The sequence below is a fragment of the Acinetobacter zhairuonensis genome (assembly GCF_022601715.1).
In the GTDB taxonomy this organism is placed as follows: domain Bacteria; phylum Pseudomonadota; class Gammaproteobacteria; order Pseudomonadales; family Moraxellaceae; genus Acinetobacter.
In genome coordinates this window covers 91795-111336 of the sequence record NZ_JAKVIM010000010.1, presented here as the reverse complement: position 1 = coordinate 111336, position 19542 = coordinate 91795, and the positions used below count along the sequence as shown (strand labels likewise).

Here is a 19542-nt window from a genome sequence, read left to right as displayed (position 1 = left end):
TAGGAAAGTGAAATGAATATTGAACAGTTTTTAAATGAATTGATCCAGCGAGAAGGTGGCTACGTTAATGATCCAACCGATCGCGGAGGTGCGACCAAATACGGCATTACTGAAGCAGTTGCCCGAGCAAATGGTTACAAAGGTCACATGCGAGATTTACCTCTCGATACAGCCAAAGCTATTTATAAAAAACAATACTGGACATCACCACGCTTTGATCAAGTGAACACCATCAACTCTAAAGTTGCTGAAGAGCTGCTTGATACTGGTGTGAATTGCGGTGTTGTCTTTGCAAAGCCATTGCTGCAGCGAGCACTTAATCTTCTCAATAACCAAGGCAAGGAAGGTTGGTCTGATTTGGCTGTGGATGGCATCTACGGACCTGCAACTTTATCAGCCTTAAAAACTTACTTGACCAAGCGGGAGAAAGATGGTGAAACCGCCTTATTACGAGTTCTAAATATATTGCAGGGTAATCGCTACATTGAAATTGCTGAGCGTAACCCCTCGCAAGAGAAGTACTTCTTTGGTTGGGTTTTGAATCGGGTAGTTGTGTGAAGAAAGCCCTCAAGTGAGGGCAATTTCGTATAATCGCCATTATGTTAAATGGATGATTGTCGGATAGAAAATTCAAGGTGATCGCTTTTATGGCATGATAAAAAGATAAAGTGAGATTAAAAGAAGAATGACGACTCTATGAAAAAAATAATCATAACCGTGTTCCTAAGTTCACTCTTTTTAACCGCCTGCGAGCAGCAAAAAAATACCGAAGCTGAATTTAAACGCCCAATGGGACCCAATCGATTACCTTATAGAGTTGGCAATTTGGGCGGTAAAGCCGTACTTTTGGGAGAGGATGCAATTTTTCTGGAATATGAGGACTCTCCAGTCTTAAAGCCGGAGCATCGGTATAAAGGCTATAAAGACCCTCCTCGGGATTTTAATTCGGTGATTACTGGATTTGGTGTGGATATGAAATATCCAACGGGTATGCCATTAGTGAAATATCGAGATGCACCCCAGGAGGCATATCGGCAATATAAAGTGGATATAAAATCCCCCTATCATCAATGGGTTCATATCGGAGTCGATGCTGGGATTCGCTATCACCCAAATTTAACAGCTGCGTTTATCAATTACACATTGGATAATAAAATTAAAAGTAAAACACATATGGAGAATGTCCATTACATTAATGTTTATATCCCTGCCCATCAAAATGAATTTGGTTTGGATAAATATGGCCCACATCCAGAATGGATTAGTCATTATGGTCTGGATAAAACGGACGATATGTACATACAGAAAGACAATCAAGGGAAAGTTGTTACATTGATTCATTGTAATAATTTTGTGATCCACCGCTTGCTGGCTGCGCAATGTCAGATGCGTTGGAATTTGGAACCCTTTATGAAGGTGCGATTGACTGCAAACTTTGCCAGAGTCCATTTAAAAGATTGGCAATTAATTCGAAAAAATTCTGAAAAACTCATCGAGAGCTACGCTGTCGATCCAAAAACCTTAAAACGTATTGCCGAATGAATCTGTGCGGAGTACAAGCCAATATGCAGTGCCCCATTGTTTTGCTGATGGAGTTAAATTTTCCTAAAATTAACATAATGCACGTTATGCGAAATACTGAAAGTATTCTTTTTAGCTTCAATATGTTAGTCGAAGCCGTTCTAGTGCTTAGCGCGCTAGAACGGATTTTTAGTGATTTTTCACGTTCCACGTATAAATTACAATGGTTCAAGCTTGAAATAGTTAAGTTGATCTGAATTATATCGTCTAGACCAAAAGTAAAATACACATCAAAAATACTTCAAAATTCAGTTCACTGTTCCTAAAACTGGTATCAACTTCGGACCAGCCATTCGGGCTTTACTGATAATTTCCACCAATTCATCATAAGTTAGTTCAAATTTATCCTCACTATCAAAAACATATACCATATTCTTGCCTTCATGTTCAGGTGGAGTAGGTGGTACAAAGCGTTTCGGGATAAGGAGTTGAGTAATTTGTTCGTCAGTTAATTTAAATAAGTGCATGTTTTATCCTACTCTTGGTAAGTCAGACCATTTGGTTAAATACGATGGTGATCTAAGGTTTTGATTCATGTGCCATGAGGCTTCTTGATTGTTAGCAATGCCTAGCGTGACGAGATTCTTCCCAAACCGTTCACTGATGGCTTCGATGGCATCTGAAAGCCTTTCGCGCTCTTGCTTGTGCGAATAGTCCGTGAATAGATCGGGCACAAACTTGGATTTACCCGTGATTTCGAGCAGCACAATTCCCGCCTTTTTATACTTAAAACCCTTCTTAAATATCTGATCGATACCTTTCATCGCAGCTTTGGTGATGAGCAGTAGATCATCAGTATGCTCATGCATCTGAACCACGATGTATGGGGCGTAGCGCTCAGTCTTATCAAAGCGACTGGTTTGGATATAAACACCGATCATCTTGCAGATTGAGCCATCTTCCCGCATACGCTTCACTGCTCTGGCCACATAAAGCCGAACCGAAGCTTTGATGTCATCCATTTCATACACTGGGTTGCCATATGAACGACTGCTGATGATTTGCTTCTTCGCTACAGCATCATCACTCAGGTCAATACAAGAAAGGCCCTGTAGCTCAAGCACCGTCTTTTCCATCACGATACTGAACTGCTTTTTAATTTCTTTAGGATTGGCATTAATCAGATCTAGAACAGATTGCACACCCATGGCATTGAGCTTTTTACAGTTCTGTCTGCCTACGCCCCAAACTTCCGATACATCCACTTGTGAGAGTAGCGTTTCTGTAGAGCATGGGTCCATATGGGCCAGATTACACACCCCATTGAAGAACTTGTTCTTTTTGGCGAGATGATTGGCAATCTTGGCTTCAGTTTTAGAACGACCGATCCCAATGCAGCAGGGTAATCCTAACCAACGCCAAGCTTTAGCTCTCATGTCTTGAGCATATTCAGTTAGGTCAAATAGATGCTCATAAGCTGTGAGCTTCAGAAAGCATTCATCAATGGAATAGACCTCTTGGTCTCCTGGTGCAACATAGTCCCCAAGCAGCTCCATAAAGCGCCTAGACATTTCGCCATATAAGGAGAAATTACTGGATAGCACCTGAATGTTATGCTGTTTGATCAGATCCTGAATTTGGAATACAGGAACACCCATCTTGATGCCTAAGTCTTTTGCTTCCTGGCTTCTTGCCACGGCACAGCCGTCATTGTTGCTGAGTACAATGGTCGGGCGATCATTTAATGCTGGATTAAACACACGCTCACACGAGACGTAGCAATTATTCACGTCGACTAACGCGAATATTTCATTTTCACTTTGCATTGTTATTCTTCTTATTATGAGCGGTGATAAATGCGCTTTAAATTGAAAGTCACAACACCCCAAACCGAAATCGTCTGATTGTCATCGGGGATGATGTGATTGTAATTAGGATTTTCAGCTTTTAACCAGAGTTCTGGAAGTGGATAATCTTCATCGCCAAAGATCTCTTTGATTTCAGACTTGGACATCTTATTAGTGATCATCAGCCGCTTAATGGTCGAGGCGCTATTATCAATCAGGGCAACCACGATGTCGTAATGTTTAGCTTCAATACTGCGATCGACAATGATTGGATCGTTGATCTCAAAACCAGCATCAAGCATGGATTCACTGTCTACATAAGCAATAAAAGTAGAAATAGGGTTGTGAATCAGGAACTCATTCAGATCGAGCGATTTGTCTTGCTCATCCTTGGTGCTGAAGGCTGGACCTGCAGGGATTCGTTCCAGCGAAACAGGTATTGATACTTTTGATTTAGGTAGGACTGCAGTAAGCCCTAATTTCTCAACAAGTTCATTTTGAGCAGCGATTTGTTCAAGCACAGTATTGATGGTAGGGCTTGGTTTCCCCTCTGGACCCATGAGCTCTTGTAAAGATGACCATGCGTCGTCAGAGAAGTAGATAGGCAACTTCTTAGACATGAGATACTCCTACGCTACGAGGCGTGTTTGGAAGTAGAATTTGTCTAAATAGGATATTACTAACAGCGTTTAAAATTCAAATATAAAAAGTTGTGGATAAACAAGGATGCGTCAGAATAAGACGTTTTGTTTCTGCTCATCGCGTGGAAATGTGACGAATTCATCGGGCATTTGAAAGAAATATTCATGCGCGTGTTCATGGTCTGCGGTTAGCCAGTCTTTTCTGTACAGCTCTGGAATAACGATGATGGATCGCTTCTCATCCTTCGGTGCATGGAATTGCTTCATAAAAGGGTGATGGTCAGAGTTGATAGTTAACATTGAAAAGGAACGTACATTATTGCCATTAATCACCGCATCATCATAGATCCCTGCAACAGTGAAAGGTTGATCATCTGCACGCTTAATGGTGTACCAGTGTGGTTTACCATTGATGTATTTCGGTTCGTAGAACTCTTGCACAGGCACAAGACAAAACTTGCTGTACTTCCATGCATGTCGAAAGCTTGGCTTATCTGCTACAGACTCTGTACGAGCATTATAAGTATGACTGCTGAACTTCAATTCTTTCGCCCAGCTTGGTAGCAAGCCGAACTTTGCGATATCAAGTTCCAAGTGATCTGAACCATTCAAGATGATCGGGGCATGGTAAGAAGGGAACACATGATCCTTAAGCTCAAGATCAAACTGACTGGTATCGACACCTAAAAGTGTCAAATTTCTTTTACTTGGGAATAGGTAATTTGAGCACATACGTAAGTCTTTAACTCAAAACATTACTTTGAATTATATACCTGCTTACATGCTCAAGTTGAGTGAAATACTTTAAAACGAATTTGAAATCTACTCTTATTTATGCAATCAAATGACCGTTAATAGTTAAATGCTTATTCACGCTATAAAGTCTATCGTAGTATCTTTTTGTTATGTTTTTCTATTAATATATCACTTAGTTTATTGAAAAATAGAGAGAAGTTATGACGCGATTGCTTTTAGCTGTATCTGCGGTTCTTTTGGTTTCAGGTAATGTTTCCGCTAAAGGCAATGCAACGAGTGATGTAGCAATTAAAGAACGGATTATTAAAGAATCTATTGAGAATTATTCAGGAAATTGCCCATGCCCATACAACACTGCGCGTAATGGCAGTCGTTGTGGTAAGCGCAGTGCTTATTCAAGAGCGGGTGGTTATGAAACCATCTGTTATCCTGAAGATGTAACAAAAGAGATGATCCGAGATTATAAAAATAGAAATAAATAAGATGACTGACGAAAAGGAGTGATGATGCTGATGGTAAGAGAGAGTGTTATTCATCACTTTTCAATTAACCGAATAATATGTTTTGGTTAAATTAACGTGGTTGTATATAGAAAAATAACAATCAAATCTCAAAACAGTTTTGGGTTTGTAGTTGCTGCAAAAAGACTAATTAAGTAGTTATGACCGCCCTAAGGGCGGCTTTTTATAGCACCAATTTCAAATGTGCGTTCAATATAGAAGTAGAGCCTATACTTCATCATCTCACCCATCCTTTAAGGTACTTATACATAGTAGAAAAAATGTAGACTGATTTGTAGACTGTTGAACTATAAATGTAGACTACTATATATAGTTAGTGCGAAGTGTTGCCAAGATGCAAAGCATTCAAATACAGCTACTTATAGCAATTTACAGCGAAATACACTCATTGCAAAGTAACATTCTCAGAACTGGCGCTTCTAATTTATCCATATTGAAAAATATAGCCTCTACCTAGAGGCTATATTTTTAACTGTTTTCATTCAAATATTTCGATGTTCTATTTTTTTACTGCTACATAGATCAAGAAAATCTATAGATAACAGGCACTAGATACCTAAAATCAATTAAACCTTAAGAAAAGTAGGTGTATAGTAAATGGACTAGCTAATTTTGAGCGACAATCATTATGCCAATTAAATTTGTAATGCGTTTTGCAGCGATTTTATTTTCAGTATTAATCTTGGCGGCAATAGTAATTCAATTCTTCTTCAATCCGCACTACACCGTGATCTTTTGGATCTTCGCTGTACCTTTTATTTTGGGCATACCAATTATTTCTTCTGTGATATTGGCAAAAAATGAAGAATTAGACATACATTCGGTCAATTAAAGTTGGCATATTAAATAAACTCTAAATATAGAGAGGCTCATCATTTGATGGGCTTTTTTATTGATACTTAGCTAGCCATGAAAGGTCCAAGGTCGGTTTCATTCTTTCGCTCAAATCATTTTAAGGCAGAGATTTTACATTTATTTAAACTGCCATGCTACGAATTGATCGTAGTTGAACGAATATACTGTGCCAATAAGTGTTCCAAGCAAGTTGCAGCTAATTTTCAAAGTAAAGGGAGTAAATTCGGACTTTTTTCAAATTTAAAGTCGGGAAAGGTTCTTCATTTTGGAAACTTTGACTATCATAGAGCGCAAATTGGAGAGTAAGCATGAAAAAAGTTTATTTGTTGGCTGTCATGGCAGCATTGGTAGGATGTTCTGAAAAGAAACCATTGACGCCTGAAGAACAATGGCATGGATACTGTACCAGTATGGGTAATGCTGCACGTTCTATTATGCTAGATCGTCAAAGTGCAATTGAAAAAGTGCAAGCTGTTGAGCATGCCAACAAGATTGAAGATGAATTTACCAAAAAGTTCATTTTAGACATTATTGATCAAGTTTATGCGCTGCCAGAAGAGCAAATCAAAAAAGATAAAGATGCTGCTCGTGATCAAATTAAAGCGCAAATTACAGACAAGTGTTTAGCCACACCACATGATAAGTTGCCAGAGTATAAACAATTCTAATTGTTTTACTTTTCTTTTAGTGCAGTCTTATTTTAGTGTAAGAGTAAATCTAAAGCCTTGTGGATAAATTACACAAGGCTTTTTTTAATATGCAAAATTGGTCTTAAAGAGTCTATGAACTAAGACAAGGGTATTATTAGAAATTAATTAAAATAATAAATAGCCTAAGCAATATTAAAATTTAATGGGTGCTCAGTCCTGTATCGAATAACCATAACTTTTAAACAATAATTGAGGTCAAATAATAACAATCAAAAGAGGGGCTATGCATATTGGTGTATATATGAACAACTCGATTTATTCGTAGAACATGGCGCAAGGTGTAATGTGATTAAAGGTAGTCATTAGGTTTTGAGTCTAGGGGAGGCGGATTGAAATTCAACCCCCAATTGATACAGACGCAAAGTTTTATGCTGTTAAAATCATTTTTTGCTAATGCAGAACATATCTAGCTGCATCAAGATGAAATTCAAATCAAATCCAAAGGCTTCAAAGCCGCTGTTCAAGCGTATTTGAGACAAATGACAGTCCACTAAGGTGGTATGTCTTTTTTGAAGATAATCAGGCAATATCAAAGCTGCCTTTTTAATACCTGATTCACTTAAAATGTTATTCAAGTAATTGCAAAGCATGTCGAATTATTTTTACGTTCATTTGAACGGCATCATTTCGCTATAAAATAATGAGCATCACGAAGAAACACTTTACTTGCATTAACTTTTGACTGGATTTTTAGTAGAATTTTGCTGTCCATATTATCTGTGAAGCTTTGCTAAAGCTGGAATTCATAGATAATTTTTTAAAAAAGAGGAATAAACCGTGCTAGAAGCTTACCGCCAACACGTTGAAGAACGTGCCGCACTCGGGGTCCCACCGAAGCCACTTGATGATGCTCAAACAGCTGCATTAGTTGAACTATTAAAAAACCCACCAGCTGGTGAAGAAGCTTTCTTAGTTGATTTACTAGAAAACCGTGTTCCAGCGGGTGTTGACCAAGCTGCGTATGTTAAAGCTGCTTTCTTAGCTGCTTTGGCAAAAGGTGAAGCGACTTCTCCATTAGTTTCTAAAGAACGTGCGGTTTACTTACTAGGCACTATGCTTGGTGGTTATAACGTAGCACCTCTAGTTGAGCTTTTAGACAATGCTGAATTGGCTGGCTTAGCTGCTGAAGCGTTAAAGAAAACTCTTCTTGTATTTGATGCATTCCATGACGTTGCTGACAAAGCGAAAGCGGGTAACGAAAATGCGAAAGCAGTTCTTCAATCTTGGGCTGATGCTGAATGGTTCACTAGCCGTAAAGATGTTCCTGAAGAAATCAAACTTACTGTATTCAAAGTAACTGGCGAAACCAATACTGATGACTTGTCTCCAGCTCAAGACGCTTGGAGCCGTCCAGATATCCCATTACACGCGAATGCGATGTTGAAAAACGTACGTGATGGCATCAACCCAGAAGTTCCTGGTGAAGTTGGTCCACTTAACCAAATTAAAGAACTCATTGCGAAAGGCAACCAAGTTGCTTACGTGGGTGACGTTGTTGGTACTGGTTCTTCTCGTAAGTCTGCGACTAACTCTGTGCTTTGGTTCTTCGGTGACGAAATCGCGCACATTCCAAACAAAAAAGACGGTGGTTTCTGCTTAGGTTCTAAAATCGCTCCGATTTTCTTCAACACTATGGAAGACGCTGGTGCGTTACCTGTAGAGATTGACGTTGCGAACATGAACATGGGCGATGAAATCGTTCTTAAGATTGATCACGCTGCTGCTAAAGTAACTGCGTTCAAAAACGGCGAACAAATTGCTGAATCTGAACTTAAAACTCCAGTTCTTCTAGACGAAGTACGTGCTGGTGGTCGTATCAACTTAATCGTTGGTCGTGGTTTGACAACTAAAGCGCGTGAAGCTTTAGGTCTTGCACCATCTACTTTATTCCGTACTCCAGTACAACCTGCTGCAACTGGCAAAGGCTTCACTTTAGCTCAGAAAATGGTTGGTCGTGCATGTGGTCTTCCAGAAGGTCAAGGCGTAATTCCTGGTACTTACTGTGAACCTAAGATGACGACTGTGGGTTCTCAAGATACAACTGGTCCTATGACTCGTGACGAGTTAAAAGACTTAGCTTGCTTGGGCTTCTCTGCTGACCTAGTTATGCAGTCTTTCTGTCACACTGCTGCTTATCCAAAGCCAGTTGACGTACAAATGCAACACACGCTTCCTGACTTCATCATGAACCGTGGCGGTGTTTCTTTACGTCCAGGCGACGGTATTATCCACTCTTGGTTAAACCGTATGCTTCTTCCAGATACAGTAGGTACTGGTGGTGACTCGCATACTCGTTTCCCAATTGGTATTTCATTCCCAGCGGGTTCTGGTCTTGTAGCGTTCGCTGCAGCAACTGGTGTTATGCCACTTGACATGCCAGAGTCAGTTCTTGTGAAGTTCAAAGGTAAAATGCAGCCTGGTATCACTTTACGTGATCTTGTACATGCGATTCCTTACTATGCAATCAAGGAAGGCGATCTTACTGTTGAGAAAAAAGGTAAGAAAAACATCTTCTCTGGTCGTATCTTAGAAATCGACTTGTCAGAAATGGAAACTGATTTGACAGTTGAACAAGCATTCGAACTTTCTGATGCTTCTGCTGAACGTTCTGCTGCTGGTTGTGCAATCACGCTTTCTGAAGAGAAAGTTGCTGAGTACCTACGTTCAAACATCACAATGCTTAAGTGGATGATTTCACAAGGCTATGGTGATGCACGTACTATGGCTCGCCGTGTTGAAAACATGGAAAACTGGTTGGCTAACCCATCACTTCTTAAAGCTGATGCTGATGCTGAATACACGAAAGTGTATGAAATCGACCTTGCTGACATCAAAGAACCTATCCTTTGCTGCCCGAATGATCCAGATGATGCAAAACTTCTTTCTGACGTTCAAGGCGACAAAATTGATGAAGTGTTCATCGGTTCTTGTATGACGAACATTGGTCACTTCCGCGCAGCCGGTCAGTTACTTGATAAAGTACCAAGCGGTTCATTGTCTACTCGTTTATGGTTGGCTCCACCAACACGTATGGACGAGCACCAATTGATGGAAGAAGGCTTCTATAACATTTATGGTAAAGCTGGTGCACGTACTGAAATGCCTGGTTGTTCATTGTGTATGGGTAACCAAGCACGTGTAGCACCAAACACGACTGTAGTGTCTACTTCTACTCGTAACTTCCCTAACCGTTTAGGTCAAGGTTCTAACGTTTACTTAGCTTCTGCTGAGCTTGCGTCTGTAGCTGCGGTTCTTGGTAAGTTACCAACTCCTGAAGAATACCAACAATATGCTGCGCAAATTGACAGCATGTCTTCAGATATCTACAAGTATTTGAACTTCGACCGTATTGGTGAATATACAGATGCTGCTGACAAAGTAGATACTAAGAAAATTGCTGCTGCTCAATTGACTTAATTGTTTGATAATTAAGTTTTAATGAGTTAAAAATAAGGGCTGAGTAATCAGCCCTTATTTTTTTATGAAAAATTATTACGAAGAAAAATTTGAAAGTTTATTTTTAAAATATGGCTCTGAAATTGCAAAAGAAAAAATTGTTCAAGACCTTTTGTATAAAAGTTCACAGCCTAAGACTGAGTCTTATAAAAATAAATTTGATATGTTTTGGCAGTCAAATTTTATTAAGCTACTTACAGTTGATGAGGTTAGGAAAGAGAATTATATTTTGGCTCTAAGTCAGTATATTCGATATACAATTACAGATAAAAATATTTGTATAAATTATCTAAAACTTGATATTCAGAGTTTTATTTTAGCGGTACGATATTCTGGCATTATTCTCAATTCTGAGCATGATTCATGGGGTATATTAAAGGAAATTTCACAAGAAATTGATTCTGAAGAATTATGCGGCTTTATTCAGACTGCCACACATTTACAACTACAATATAAACATAGATTAGCTGTTTATGAAGATATACAAAATAAGCTGAATATTGGTCAAATTACTGCTATGAGCTTCAGTAGTTTATATGCTTATGAATACTTAGTGCCCAATAAAGACTTTTTTCAATTGCCATATCAATTTGACCCGGAAGAAAAAAATTCAGCTGAAGTAGTGTGGAGGGCATTTGATGAGATTATTAAGACTTCAAGGAAAAATACAAAGAAATTAACAGAAAAATCTTTAGCGTTAGCTTTAAAATTTAAGATGCTTCCTTTCTTACTCGGTGAAGGAATGACGAGTGAGCTGAAACCCCAATATGATTTATTTAAAAAGTTAGTAGCAATTAAAGTTGAACTTATAAATTACAAAAGGAATGTATTAGAGTCTTTTAGTTTCGACTCTACTGTAAAATATATTTTAAAAAATGAATCATTATCATATTTAAATCAACGGAATGTAAAAGATACTTGGCTTGAAAAGCACTCACTTTTATTAAATTACTGGTTGATAGTGGGCAGTCAAAGATTATTTGATTCAGATTATATTTATAGAATTTTACCGACGGGTGATAATTTAGAAGCTAATGCAATTGCTTTATCGAAAGCTTTTGGTGTGAAAGAACAACTAAAACAAATTTATGGAATTTGTGAACTCAAGATAAATAAGGTGGAATTAGATTTATTTGATGTAATGAAAACAATTTCTTTATCACAAGCCCATTACTTAAAAGATCATATTCAAAAAATTGAGGAGTTTTTACCTCGATCAACTTCACATCTCGAAGCACTTTCTAAATTAATGATGTATGGTTTTATGATTGGAGAAAATCGTATGCCATTCACATTTGCTACAGAACAAGAAAAATCTAAAAGAATGTCTTCGTGGATTGTAGAAGGTAGTACTAATGAAAAAATTAAAAAAATGAATCACATCTTAAAATTTTGGACTTGTGATTTATATGATCTAAATGATCAGGCAACATATATGCAAAAGCCATTTTACAAAATAGATGATTTTATTTTTCAATTTCCATGGCTTACGGCATTCCAGAATTTAAATACAGCTATGATTAATTATGTACGTAAACTACATAAGAACCGTCTTGAGTTAAAAAGTGAAACTGATCAAATTGAGCTTAATTTAGCTGAAAAACTTGAAAAAATTGGTTTTCAAGTGTTTTGTCAGTATGTCCCTTCAGAGGGTAATTCGGGTGAAATAGATCTCATCGCTATGTATGAGAATCATGTGATTGTAGCAGAAGTGAAATCTACATATATAAGAAGTAGTATTCAAGAAATTTATGAATATAAAAATTTCGTTTTGAATAAAGCAAGTTATCAATTAGATAATAAAGTTGAATATATAAAAAGACACTTTCTAAGTAAGCATTTTGGAAACATTAATGATGTAATTATTCACTCTTGGATTATAGATACAACATTAGAGTTTGATCATGAATATTTTGGTGATCATTTAAAAGTATCTTTAGATGAAGTCATCATTACATCAAATTGTGAATCTGAATTTATGCAAAAACTTGTTGATGAGCAATTTGATATTGAAAAAGATGAAGTGAAAATTGATCCTATACAATTTTTAGAATCAATTGAAAAAAATACATTTTGGTCAAAGCAATTAGATAACTATGATCATTATATGGAAAAAATGCTGAGTAGACTTGCTTCTTGATTGAGGATTAGGATTGTTCTTGGTTAAGCTTTACAGCACTTTCTATAAATTGTTTAATCATTTACCTGATTGAATGTTTTAAAAGTTGATGTTAAACGATGACCAAACAATCCCGCTTTTTATGTATTGGTGGTTTCCTTAATGGAACTCAAGTCAAAGACCAAGGTGACAGTTTTGTTTGTGTCGAAAATGGCAAACAAGTCACTTATCGAAAAATGGAAATTTTTCATCAAGACTCTTGGGATCATGATTACTATGTTTGTGAAACAATCACAGACAAACAAGCTCGTAATTGGGTTTATGACATTAAACCTGATTAATGAATCTGATTGGTGTATATCCAATAAATAGAGTTGAGCTTAGTCTCTTGAAAACACGGACATTAAAAAAGCCCCTTAGCAAGGGCTTTTTTAAAACTAAAGGATCTTACCAATAGCCCAAGATCTTCCACCAAATTCCACCTAAGACTATAAAAATAATCATATTAATAATGCTCATGGCGAAGCCTGCTTTCCACCATTCACCAAGCGTTGTATAACCTGAGCCGTAAACAATAGGGGAAGTACCAGTCGCATAATGGGTTAGTGTCATCATAATGCTAGAGGCTGCTGCCATAATCAGTGCAAAGAACATTGGTGGTGCACCTAGTGCAATACCTGCAATGTAGAAAGCTGAAAACATCGCGGTAATATGTGCAGTAGTACTGGCAAAAATATAGTGAGCGTACATATAAGCGAATAATAAAAGCATGGATGCTGGAACCCACGTTAAGCCAAGCTGTCCAATGCTCGTTTGTAAAACACCTGAAAACCAAGCGATTAAGCCGAGCTTATTTAAAAAGGTTGCCATCATCACCAGTGCTGCAAACCAAGTTACAGTATCCCATGCACTTTTTTGAGTTAAGACATCATCCCAAGTTAAAACGCCAGTCAGTAATAAAAGAGATAAACCAATAAATGCAGTTGTGGTAGGATCTAAAGTCCACATATCCCCCAACAGCATTGCAGGAATGCCCGCCCAAAGTAACAGTAAAATTCCAAACACAGCCAGCATAATCATTTCGTGTAAGGTAATGGGTCCCATTTCCTTTAAACGCTCTTTGGCGAACTGCGCTGCATTGGGTGTTTTTTTAATTTCAGGCGGGTACATCAAGTAAAGTGCAATCGGCATTAAAGCCAATGCCACAATACCGGGTAAAACCATAGCCAATGCCCATGTCGTCCAACTCAGATGAATCTGGCTATTGGTGGCTTTTGCAACAAGCTCAACAACTAAAGGATTTGGTGCGGTAGCGGTAATAAACATCGCCGAAGTGATGGGGTTGGAGTGGTAATTCACCAAAGCCAAATATTTACCAATTTTTCCTTCTGTACCTTTTTCAGGGTCAGAGTCAAAACTCGTTGCAATAGAGCGCACAATCGGATGGATAATTCCACCACCACGTGCCGTGTTACTTGGGGTAACGGGTGCAAGAATCAGTTCAGATAAAGCGAGACTGTATCCAATACCAATGGTTCTTTTACCCCAAACCGCGATAAATAAATAGCCTAAGCGTGCACCTAATCCAGTCTTCTGTAAGCCTTTGGAAATCATGATAGATATACCTATCAACCAGATCAGGGGATTGGCAAAACCACTTAACGCATCTTTAATCGCATCACTTGGGTTATCGGCAGTAACACGAGTAATTGCAACTAAAGCAATCGCAATAATCGAAATAGCTCCAATTGGCATGGCTTTACCAATAATCGCAGAGATCACCCCGATAAACATGGCAAACAGAAGCCAAGCATTTGCAGAAACATCTTGTGGGACTGGGATAAAGAACCAAATAATAAGGGTAAGCGATACTGAAATTATAGTTGGTATGAGTTTGAACCCCATTGAAGCGTGCTCCAAAAGTATAGTTATTATGTGATTTAATAATGAACAGTGATTATATCGAAGTCTAGTGTGCTTAACATATTCTTAATAAAACATAGATTTTAATCTAACTGAGTAAATGGTCGACTTATTCATTCTTATGAGTAGTTATATACAGTGATTATGAAATTATGGTTTCAATCAGACAATAAAAAGCCCCATGGTTAGGGGCTAGTCGTATATGCATCTAAGGCACATACTGTAGAGGCTCATCTCATACTGAGCGTATTAAAACATACATTTGCATAAAATGCAGTAAAAGAGTTTTTTGATTATTCAATCAGCATTAAATCAGACGTAGTCGCAGATTTGAGCGGGCGTAGGGCAAATGTAGAACGTGTATGCCGAATTCCTTTAATTGAATACAACTTCTTTCTTAAAAAGCGTTCATAGTGTTCAGAGTTTTTCACTGCCACTTTGACCAGATAATCATAGTCTCCAGTCACCAAATGTGCTTCTATCACCTCAGGGATGTCCGCTAGGGTTTGGCTAAACTGCTCCAGAATTTCATCATCATGTCGTTCAAGGGTAATTTCAATAAAGAATAGCTCATTAATGCCAATCGCTTTAGGATTGATGTTGGCTGTGTAGCCATCAATAATTTTTAAAGTTTCTAAACGTTTGAGTCGCGTCCAGCAAGGTGATGAAGAAAGTCCGACTTCATCTGCCAATTGCGCAACGGTCAATCTGCCATTATGGCGCAGAGCAGATAAAATCTTCCGATCAATTTTATCGAGTATATATTCTGTACTGTTCAAAATTCATTCCATAGAAGAATCTTCTTTAAAATGAAAATATACTTCATTCTTATGCTGATTTTATGAAAATTAAGCTGAAATAAAGGAAACAATTGTGCAAGGTTATGATTACACTAAATATATAAGTTATCACCGAATGGGTTAAAGGTGATGATTGAGCCAATAGCATCTTTAGGGAAGGGTGACTTAACGATGCTATTGGTTCGTTCTATGACTTGGTGTGTATGACTTTGTATAATAATCAGTGAAATTGATCTAAAACTGATAAATGATTGATAAAAAGACTTAAAAATTTTATGGGTTATTTTATGTAAATTTTTGGGATTTCTATTCATTAATTTAAAGTTGCATTTTACTTATATCTTATTGATTTCATTCAATACATAATTCTGTAATTTATTGATTTAAAAGATGAATAGTCATCTTTTTTAGTGAAGTTATAGCTTTAATTACCTAATTTAGGGGATGTCAGCTACATGAAAGTCGTATTACAATCATGTGGTCTATTCGACTCGGGCGGAGTTATGAATATCTTAGAAACAATAACGGATTATAAAAAGTTAGCACCAGAACATCAAAACCAATATTTAGAACAACTTTTAGATTTTGACCGCATCATTTTTCCTGAAACTTGTAAGCAAGAACTTTTTGATTTTATGCATGATCCTGATGCGATATCAGTACAAGTTGTAGAATATTTTGATGGTGTGCGTTTAATTGGCTATAACAGTATTTCTATTTTGAAATTGAATATTCGAGATAAGAATATTTTTGTAGTGAATTCTCGTGGGTCATTCTTACCGAATTATCAACGTGGCAATAAAACTGTGAATTCAGTAATTAAAGTTGCTGTACAACACAGCATTAAACATCCATTGATCCCATTATGGTTTGTAGTGACCATGATGCAACCTAAAGCTTATGCCTTACTTGCTTCTTGTGCACAAAACTTTTATCCAAGAACAGATGTGGAAACCCCACAAGACTATCTGGATGTACTTAAATTAATTGCAGTACGCAAACCTGATGTACAAAAACGTCGTGAAGATATTTATGTTCATCCAAGAGTGATTCCTGAAACAACATTAGATGAGTCGATTCATATTCATGATCAGGCGAATCAGCATATCGATTTTTTTATGCAGCATACGCCAGATTACTTTGACGGTATGGGAATGATGTGTGTAAGTAAACTCAATACGAAAATGCTCACCGAAGCCGTGATATTAAATGCGATAGAACGCGCAGCGAGTTAATAGATGTGAGCATATTCTAATTATGCTCACATGTATTTTTTACCTGTGAACAATACTAAAATTTGCATATTCACTGATTTGTTCTGCCGTGAGGCTATCTAGTGCATCTAAAAATGCCACATTAAAACTACCCACAGTTTTTGCGGTTTGATATGCCAATTGACCTGCAATTGCAAAGTTCACATGTGCAGCCAGTGTCGCAAGCGTAGTAGAGGTAACTGCGCAATATGCGGCAATTAATGCCCCTAAAGCACAGCCTGTTGCAGTAACACGTGGTTGTAAATACGAACCACCATTCACTTGAATGACGCAATCAAGTTCTTTAGACAAAATAAAATCTGACTCACCTGAAATTGCAATACATTCTGCATGTTCTAGCAGTGACCACGCTTGGACATACACTTCAGCACTATCTAGGGTGCTGTCTACACCTTTACTTTCGACTTGATTACCCGCTAAAGCACTCATTTCCGATGCATTGCCACGAATGACTGTTGGACGGTACTGTAGGAGTTCATCAGTCATTTCACTACGCCATGCCAAAATAGCCCCATAGCCGACTGGATCAAGTACCCAAGGTACTGAAGCCTGCTGCGCAGTCAGGGCAGAAATTTGCATCGCCTGCATCTGTTCAGTGGTTGGAGTGCCTAAGTTAATGCTGAGTGCGCTACTAATGCGAGTAAAACTTTCTGCCTCAAATGGGTTATCGATCATAGCCGGTGAAGCACCTGACGCGAGTAAGACATTGGCAACATAATTTGCAGCAACGCTATTGGTGATACATTGAACCAGTGGCTGAGTCGCTCGCAGTTGCGTATGGGCTTCAATGATTTTCTGAAGTAAAGGGTCGGTTTGATCCACTGAGTCATCCTGAAGGTCAAATGTGGAAGAGTTTGATTGTGTAGACATATTGTTCACCATTCACCGTGTGAAATAGTGGTCCTGATGCTTACAGTGTCGACAGAATAAAGAAACATATTCTTCAGCATCATAGTCGACAGCTAAGTCGTTAGAACCACAATACATACAGCGTTTGACTGAATAGAAATTTAAACGCGGTTCAATTTTTTTCCATGAACGCCAAACAGGCTGGAAGAAGATTCGCTCATCATAACCAAGAAACTTAAAAAACAAGATTTCACTCATTTTGCTCAGTGGCATTCCAGGCAAACGAGGAAGGGTGGATGTTTCCCATTTTTCTGCCAGTGCGCGTTCACGATATTGTTGCAGAGTTTTCTTAAGCAGATTGGTATTGATAAAGTTGTCATTGCGCGGCTTAAGCGCTTTTTGTTTATACAGATATTCTAAGGCAGTCTGAATGAGGTAATAAATTTGCCCTACTGCTAAGGTATCCATTAAACGATAGCAAAAGGTTTGAAAGCTTTGATTGCCTGCAATTTGAATGCCCCATGATTTGCAATAAAACTGCATGAACTGCACGATTTCTTGATAGAGCACCAAGTACAACGTGTTTTTCACTTCCTCAGCATCTTTAAATGGAATCCCGAGTCGTAGATTCTCAAAAAACCAATTTCTTAGTTGCTGGGTAATACTAAACAAGCTCGGTTCAGTATATCCCTCTAAACGAACGTTGATATAATATTCATGTGCTTCCTCAGCAAAGTCTTTGGCTATTAAAACTTGGTCTCGTAGCAATTGTTTAAGCAAGGTACTTTGAAAGTAATAATTGGGAGTAATAGGGTGATATTTAATGGCTTCCCAATGAATAAATTCTTTGTGCGCTGAATATTCCTGAACCTGATTGTCCAGTATGCTCAATAAAAACAGTTTGTTTAAGAAGCTGAGTTGACTCAACTCTCGTTCTACCACGTCCTTACTTTTAGATTTACGCTGCTCTTGTAGACGCGTTTCTTGTAATAGTTTTTTGCGCTTGGCAGCACAACGCTCGCAATGACAGGTGTATTTATCATCTTGAAAGACACGGTGCGCACAATGACTGCATTCATGAAATTGAACATCTTGGTCATATTGTTCTGCTTCAACCCAATACATTGCTGCCTGACAAAGAGGACAGGTTGTGCTTTCATCTAGTTGTTTTTGCAGAATTTGAAGCAGCATAGTGGTGGTCGTCAATTAGAATACAGAGTTATCTTTGTGATTATACACCCTTTAGTTTCAGTGCCGTGCCCAACTGTTGTGCAATTCTGCAAAGCTTTGTACGGTTTTAAATTGGATAAAATAAAAAAGAGCTACGAGATGTAGCTCTAAGGAAATTAATTTTAAGTTTAACTTAGTATGCTGCTGGGCAAGGCAGGCTTTCATCCTCTTCACCAAGTTGTTTAGCAGTTAACAAGGCTCTGACTTTTTTTGACGGCAGTTTTTTGCTTCCTAATGCATCGTATTGATTTAAAATTGTACTTATCTCATGTGCTTGAGCTGGAATGCCTTCACAACTCATAAAGGCAGCGATCACCTTATGGTCAATACCTGCCTGATCTAGGGTTTGCATGATTTTAATATTCGCAGCACGAACCAGTTGTTCTTTGATGTTCATCTTACACCTCGTTTTTATTTTGCTGATTGTATAGTGCGCTTTGCACATATAACTACAAGCAAAAAACGTGCACAAATTCTAATCGGTTTGTCTATTTTAGTCGTAAAAATTAGAATTTCTTACAGATGAAAAATGAAATGTAAGTCTATTTAAGTGGTATTCATCAAATGCATTCTATGTTCTTTAGCATAAGAATCTGGTTTAGCTTTTGTTTTTCAACATCGGAAAGATAATCTTGATAAGAGGTGATTCGGCCTGATGCTTTGGCGGTATAAGTTACACCATAGATACGAGCACCTTGCAATATGACTTCGTATTGTCCTGTCTTTTGTTTGCCATTAAATTCATTAAAAAATAAATGCTGCTCAAATGGACGACCTTCTGCCATTTCTGAATTTACAGTTCTAATAAGACTTATGCGGACTGGTTTGAAATAGGGGTAGTACATCAATTGAAGGGTTTGAGAATTGTGAGACGGTGCGACTAAAACAAAATTATGCTGTGTGCCAGATTTTAGACATTCCTAAGACTGAATAGTTGGCGCGGCAATTGCAGTCGATGACAAAACTGAGAGTGCGATACTGTAAAACATATGTTGTATTTTCATCTTTAGCCGACATACTCATAGAGGAGGAACAAAAGC

19 protein-coding genes are annotated in these 19542 nt (G+C 37.9%); 9 read left to right on the top strand and 10 right to left on the bottom strand.

The genetic code is table 11. The features are described from left to right. Window positions 1–12: 12 nt before the first annotated feature. Together MKI85_RS09820 and MKI85_RS09815 are read left to right on the top strand one after the other, a co-directional pair. Window positions 13–558 carry a glycoside hydrolase family 108 protein gene (locus MKI85_RS09820; protein ID WP_241627310.1) on the top strand — a complete coding sequence of 182 codons (546 nt, stop codon included), beginning with the start codon at window positions 13–15 and terminating at the stop codon, window positions 556–558. Window positions 559–696: 138 nt separating this feature from the next. Further along, on the top strand, window positions 697–1542 hold the full coding sequence (locus tag MKI85_RS09815; RefSeq protein WP_241627308.1) for a hypothetical protein: 846 nt from the start codon (window positions 697–699) through the stop codon (window positions 1540–1542). 287 nt (window positions 1543–1829) lie between these two features. On the opposite strand, the gene MKI85_RS09810 is transcribed toward MKI85_RS09815, so the two are convergent. From MKI85_RS09810 to MKI85_RS09795, 4 genes are all read right to left on the bottom strand, one after another. Then, window positions 1830–2048: a hypothetical protein gene (locus MKI85_RS09810; protein ID WP_100243282.1), complete on the bottom strand. Its 219-nt coding sequence runs from the start codon at window positions 2046–2048 to the stop codon at window positions 1830–1832. 3 nt (window positions 2049–2051) lie between these two features. Continuing rightward, window positions 2052–3347 carry a Y-family DNA polymerase gene (locus MKI85_RS09805; RefSeq protein WP_241627306.1) on the bottom strand — a complete coding sequence of 432 codons (1296 nt, stop codon included), beginning with the start codon at window positions 3345–3347 and terminating at the stop codon, window positions 2052–2054. Window positions 3348–3361: 14 nt separating this feature from the next. Next, window positions 3362–3988 carry a LexA family protein gene (locus MKI85_RS09800; RefSeq protein ID WP_241627304.1) on the bottom strand — a complete coding sequence of 209 codons (627 nt, stop codon included), beginning with the start codon at window positions 3986–3988 and terminating at the stop codon, window positions 3362–3364. 111 nt (window positions 3989–4099) lie between these two features. Further along, entirely contained in the window at window positions 4100–4741 is a 642-nt protein-coding gene (locus MKI85_RS09795) for an SOS response-associated peptidase (RefSeq protein WP_241627302.1), read from the bottom strand. Window positions 4742–4965: 224 nt separating this feature from the next. On the opposite strand from MKI85_RS09795, the gene MKI85_RS09790 reads away from it, so the two are divergent. The 6 genes from MKI85_RS09790 to MKI85_RS09765 all read left to right on the top strand — a co-directional run bounded on the left by MKI85_RS09790 (window position 4966) and on the right by MKI85_RS09765 (window position 12767). Continuing rightward, window positions 4966–5247 (top strand): hypothetical protein, encoded by a 282-nt coding sequence (locus MKI85_RS09790; protein ID WP_241627300.1) that lies wholly within the window; start codon window positions 4966–4968, stop codon window positions 5245–5247. A gap of 667 nt (window positions 5248–5914) precedes the next feature. Further along, complete coding sequence (locus MKI85_RS09785; RefSeq protein WP_142768601.1) at window positions 5915–6118, top strand: hypothetical protein; 204 nt, start codon at window positions 5915–5917, stop codon at window positions 6116–6118. A 331-nt stretch (window positions 6119–6449) separates the two neighbouring features. Next, entirely contained in the window at window positions 6450–6809 is a 360-nt protein-coding gene (locus MKI85_RS09780) for a hypothetical protein (protein ID WP_241627299.1), read from the top strand. A gap of 819 nt (window positions 6810–7628) precedes the next feature. Then, window positions 7629–10268, top strand: a complete 2640-nt coding sequence (locus tag MKI85_RS09775; protein WP_241627297.1) for a bifunctional aconitate hydratase 2/2-methylisocitrate dehydratase — start codon at window positions 7629–7631, stop codon at window positions 10266–10268. A gap of 64 nt (window positions 10269–10332) precedes the next feature. Then, entirely contained in the window at window positions 10333–12447 is a 2115-nt protein-coding gene (locus MKI85_RS09770) for a hypothetical protein (protein ID WP_241627295.1), read from the top strand. A gap of 98 nt (window positions 12448–12545) precedes the next feature. Then, window positions 12546–12767, top strand: coding sequence for a hypothetical protein (locus MKI85_RS09765; RefSeq protein ID WP_241627293.1), 222 nt, complete (start codon window positions 12546–12548; stop codon window positions 12765–12767). 106 nt (window positions 12768–12873) lie between these two features. Here MKI85_RS09765 and MKI85_RS09760 read toward each other — a convergent pair whose 3' ends face one another. Both MKI85_RS09760 and MKI85_RS09755 read right to left on the bottom strand, forming a co-directional pair. Further along, window positions 12874–14331, bottom strand: a complete 1458-nt coding sequence (locus tag MKI85_RS09760) for a DASS family sodium-coupled anion symporter (protein ID WP_241627291.1) — start codon at window positions 14329–14331, stop codon at window positions 12874–12876. A gap of 311 nt (window positions 14332–14642) precedes the next feature. Then, a complete protein-coding gene (locus MKI85_RS09755; protein WP_241627289.1) occupies window positions 14643–15128 on the bottom strand; it encodes an Lrp/AsnC family transcriptional regulator in 486 nt (161 codons plus the stop codon). A 476-nt stretch (window positions 15129–15604) separates the two neighbouring features. On the opposite strand from MKI85_RS09755, the gene MKI85_RS09750 reads away from it, so the two are divergent. Continuing rightward, window positions 15605–16384, top strand: coding sequence for a hypothetical protein (locus MKI85_RS09750; RefSeq protein WP_241627287.1), 780 nt, complete (start codon window positions 15605–15607; stop codon window positions 16382–16384). Between the two features lie 39 nt (window positions 16385–16423). Here the strand turns inward: MKI85_RS09750 and thiM are convergent, their stop codons facing one another. The 4 genes from thiM to MKI85_RS09730 all read right to left on the bottom strand — a co-directional run bounded on the left by thiM (window position 16424) and on the right by MKI85_RS09730 (window position 19287). Then, window positions 16424–17293: a hydroxyethylthiazole kinase gene (gene thiM, locus MKI85_RS09745; RefSeq protein WP_241627286.1), complete on the bottom strand. Its 870-nt coding sequence runs from the start codon at window positions 17291–17293 to the stop codon at window positions 16424–16426. Window positions 17294–17305: 12 nt separating this feature from the next. After that, window positions 17306–18463, bottom strand: a complete 1158-nt coding sequence (locus MKI85_RS09740; protein ID WP_241627283.1) for a hypothetical protein — start codon at window positions 18461–18463, stop codon at window positions 17306–17308. 172 nt (window positions 18464–18635) lie between these two features. Next, window positions 18636–18899, bottom strand: coding sequence for a hypothetical protein (locus tag MKI85_RS09735; RefSeq protein ID WP_241627282.1), 264 nt, complete (start codon window positions 18897–18899; stop codon window positions 18636–18638). A 163-nt stretch (window positions 18900–19062) separates the two neighbouring features. Further along, window positions 19063–19287: a hypothetical protein gene (locus MKI85_RS09730; protein ID WP_241627280.1), complete on the bottom strand. Its 225-nt coding sequence runs from the start codon at window positions 19285–19287 to the stop codon at window positions 19063–19065. Window positions 19288–19542: the final 255 nt, after the last annotated feature.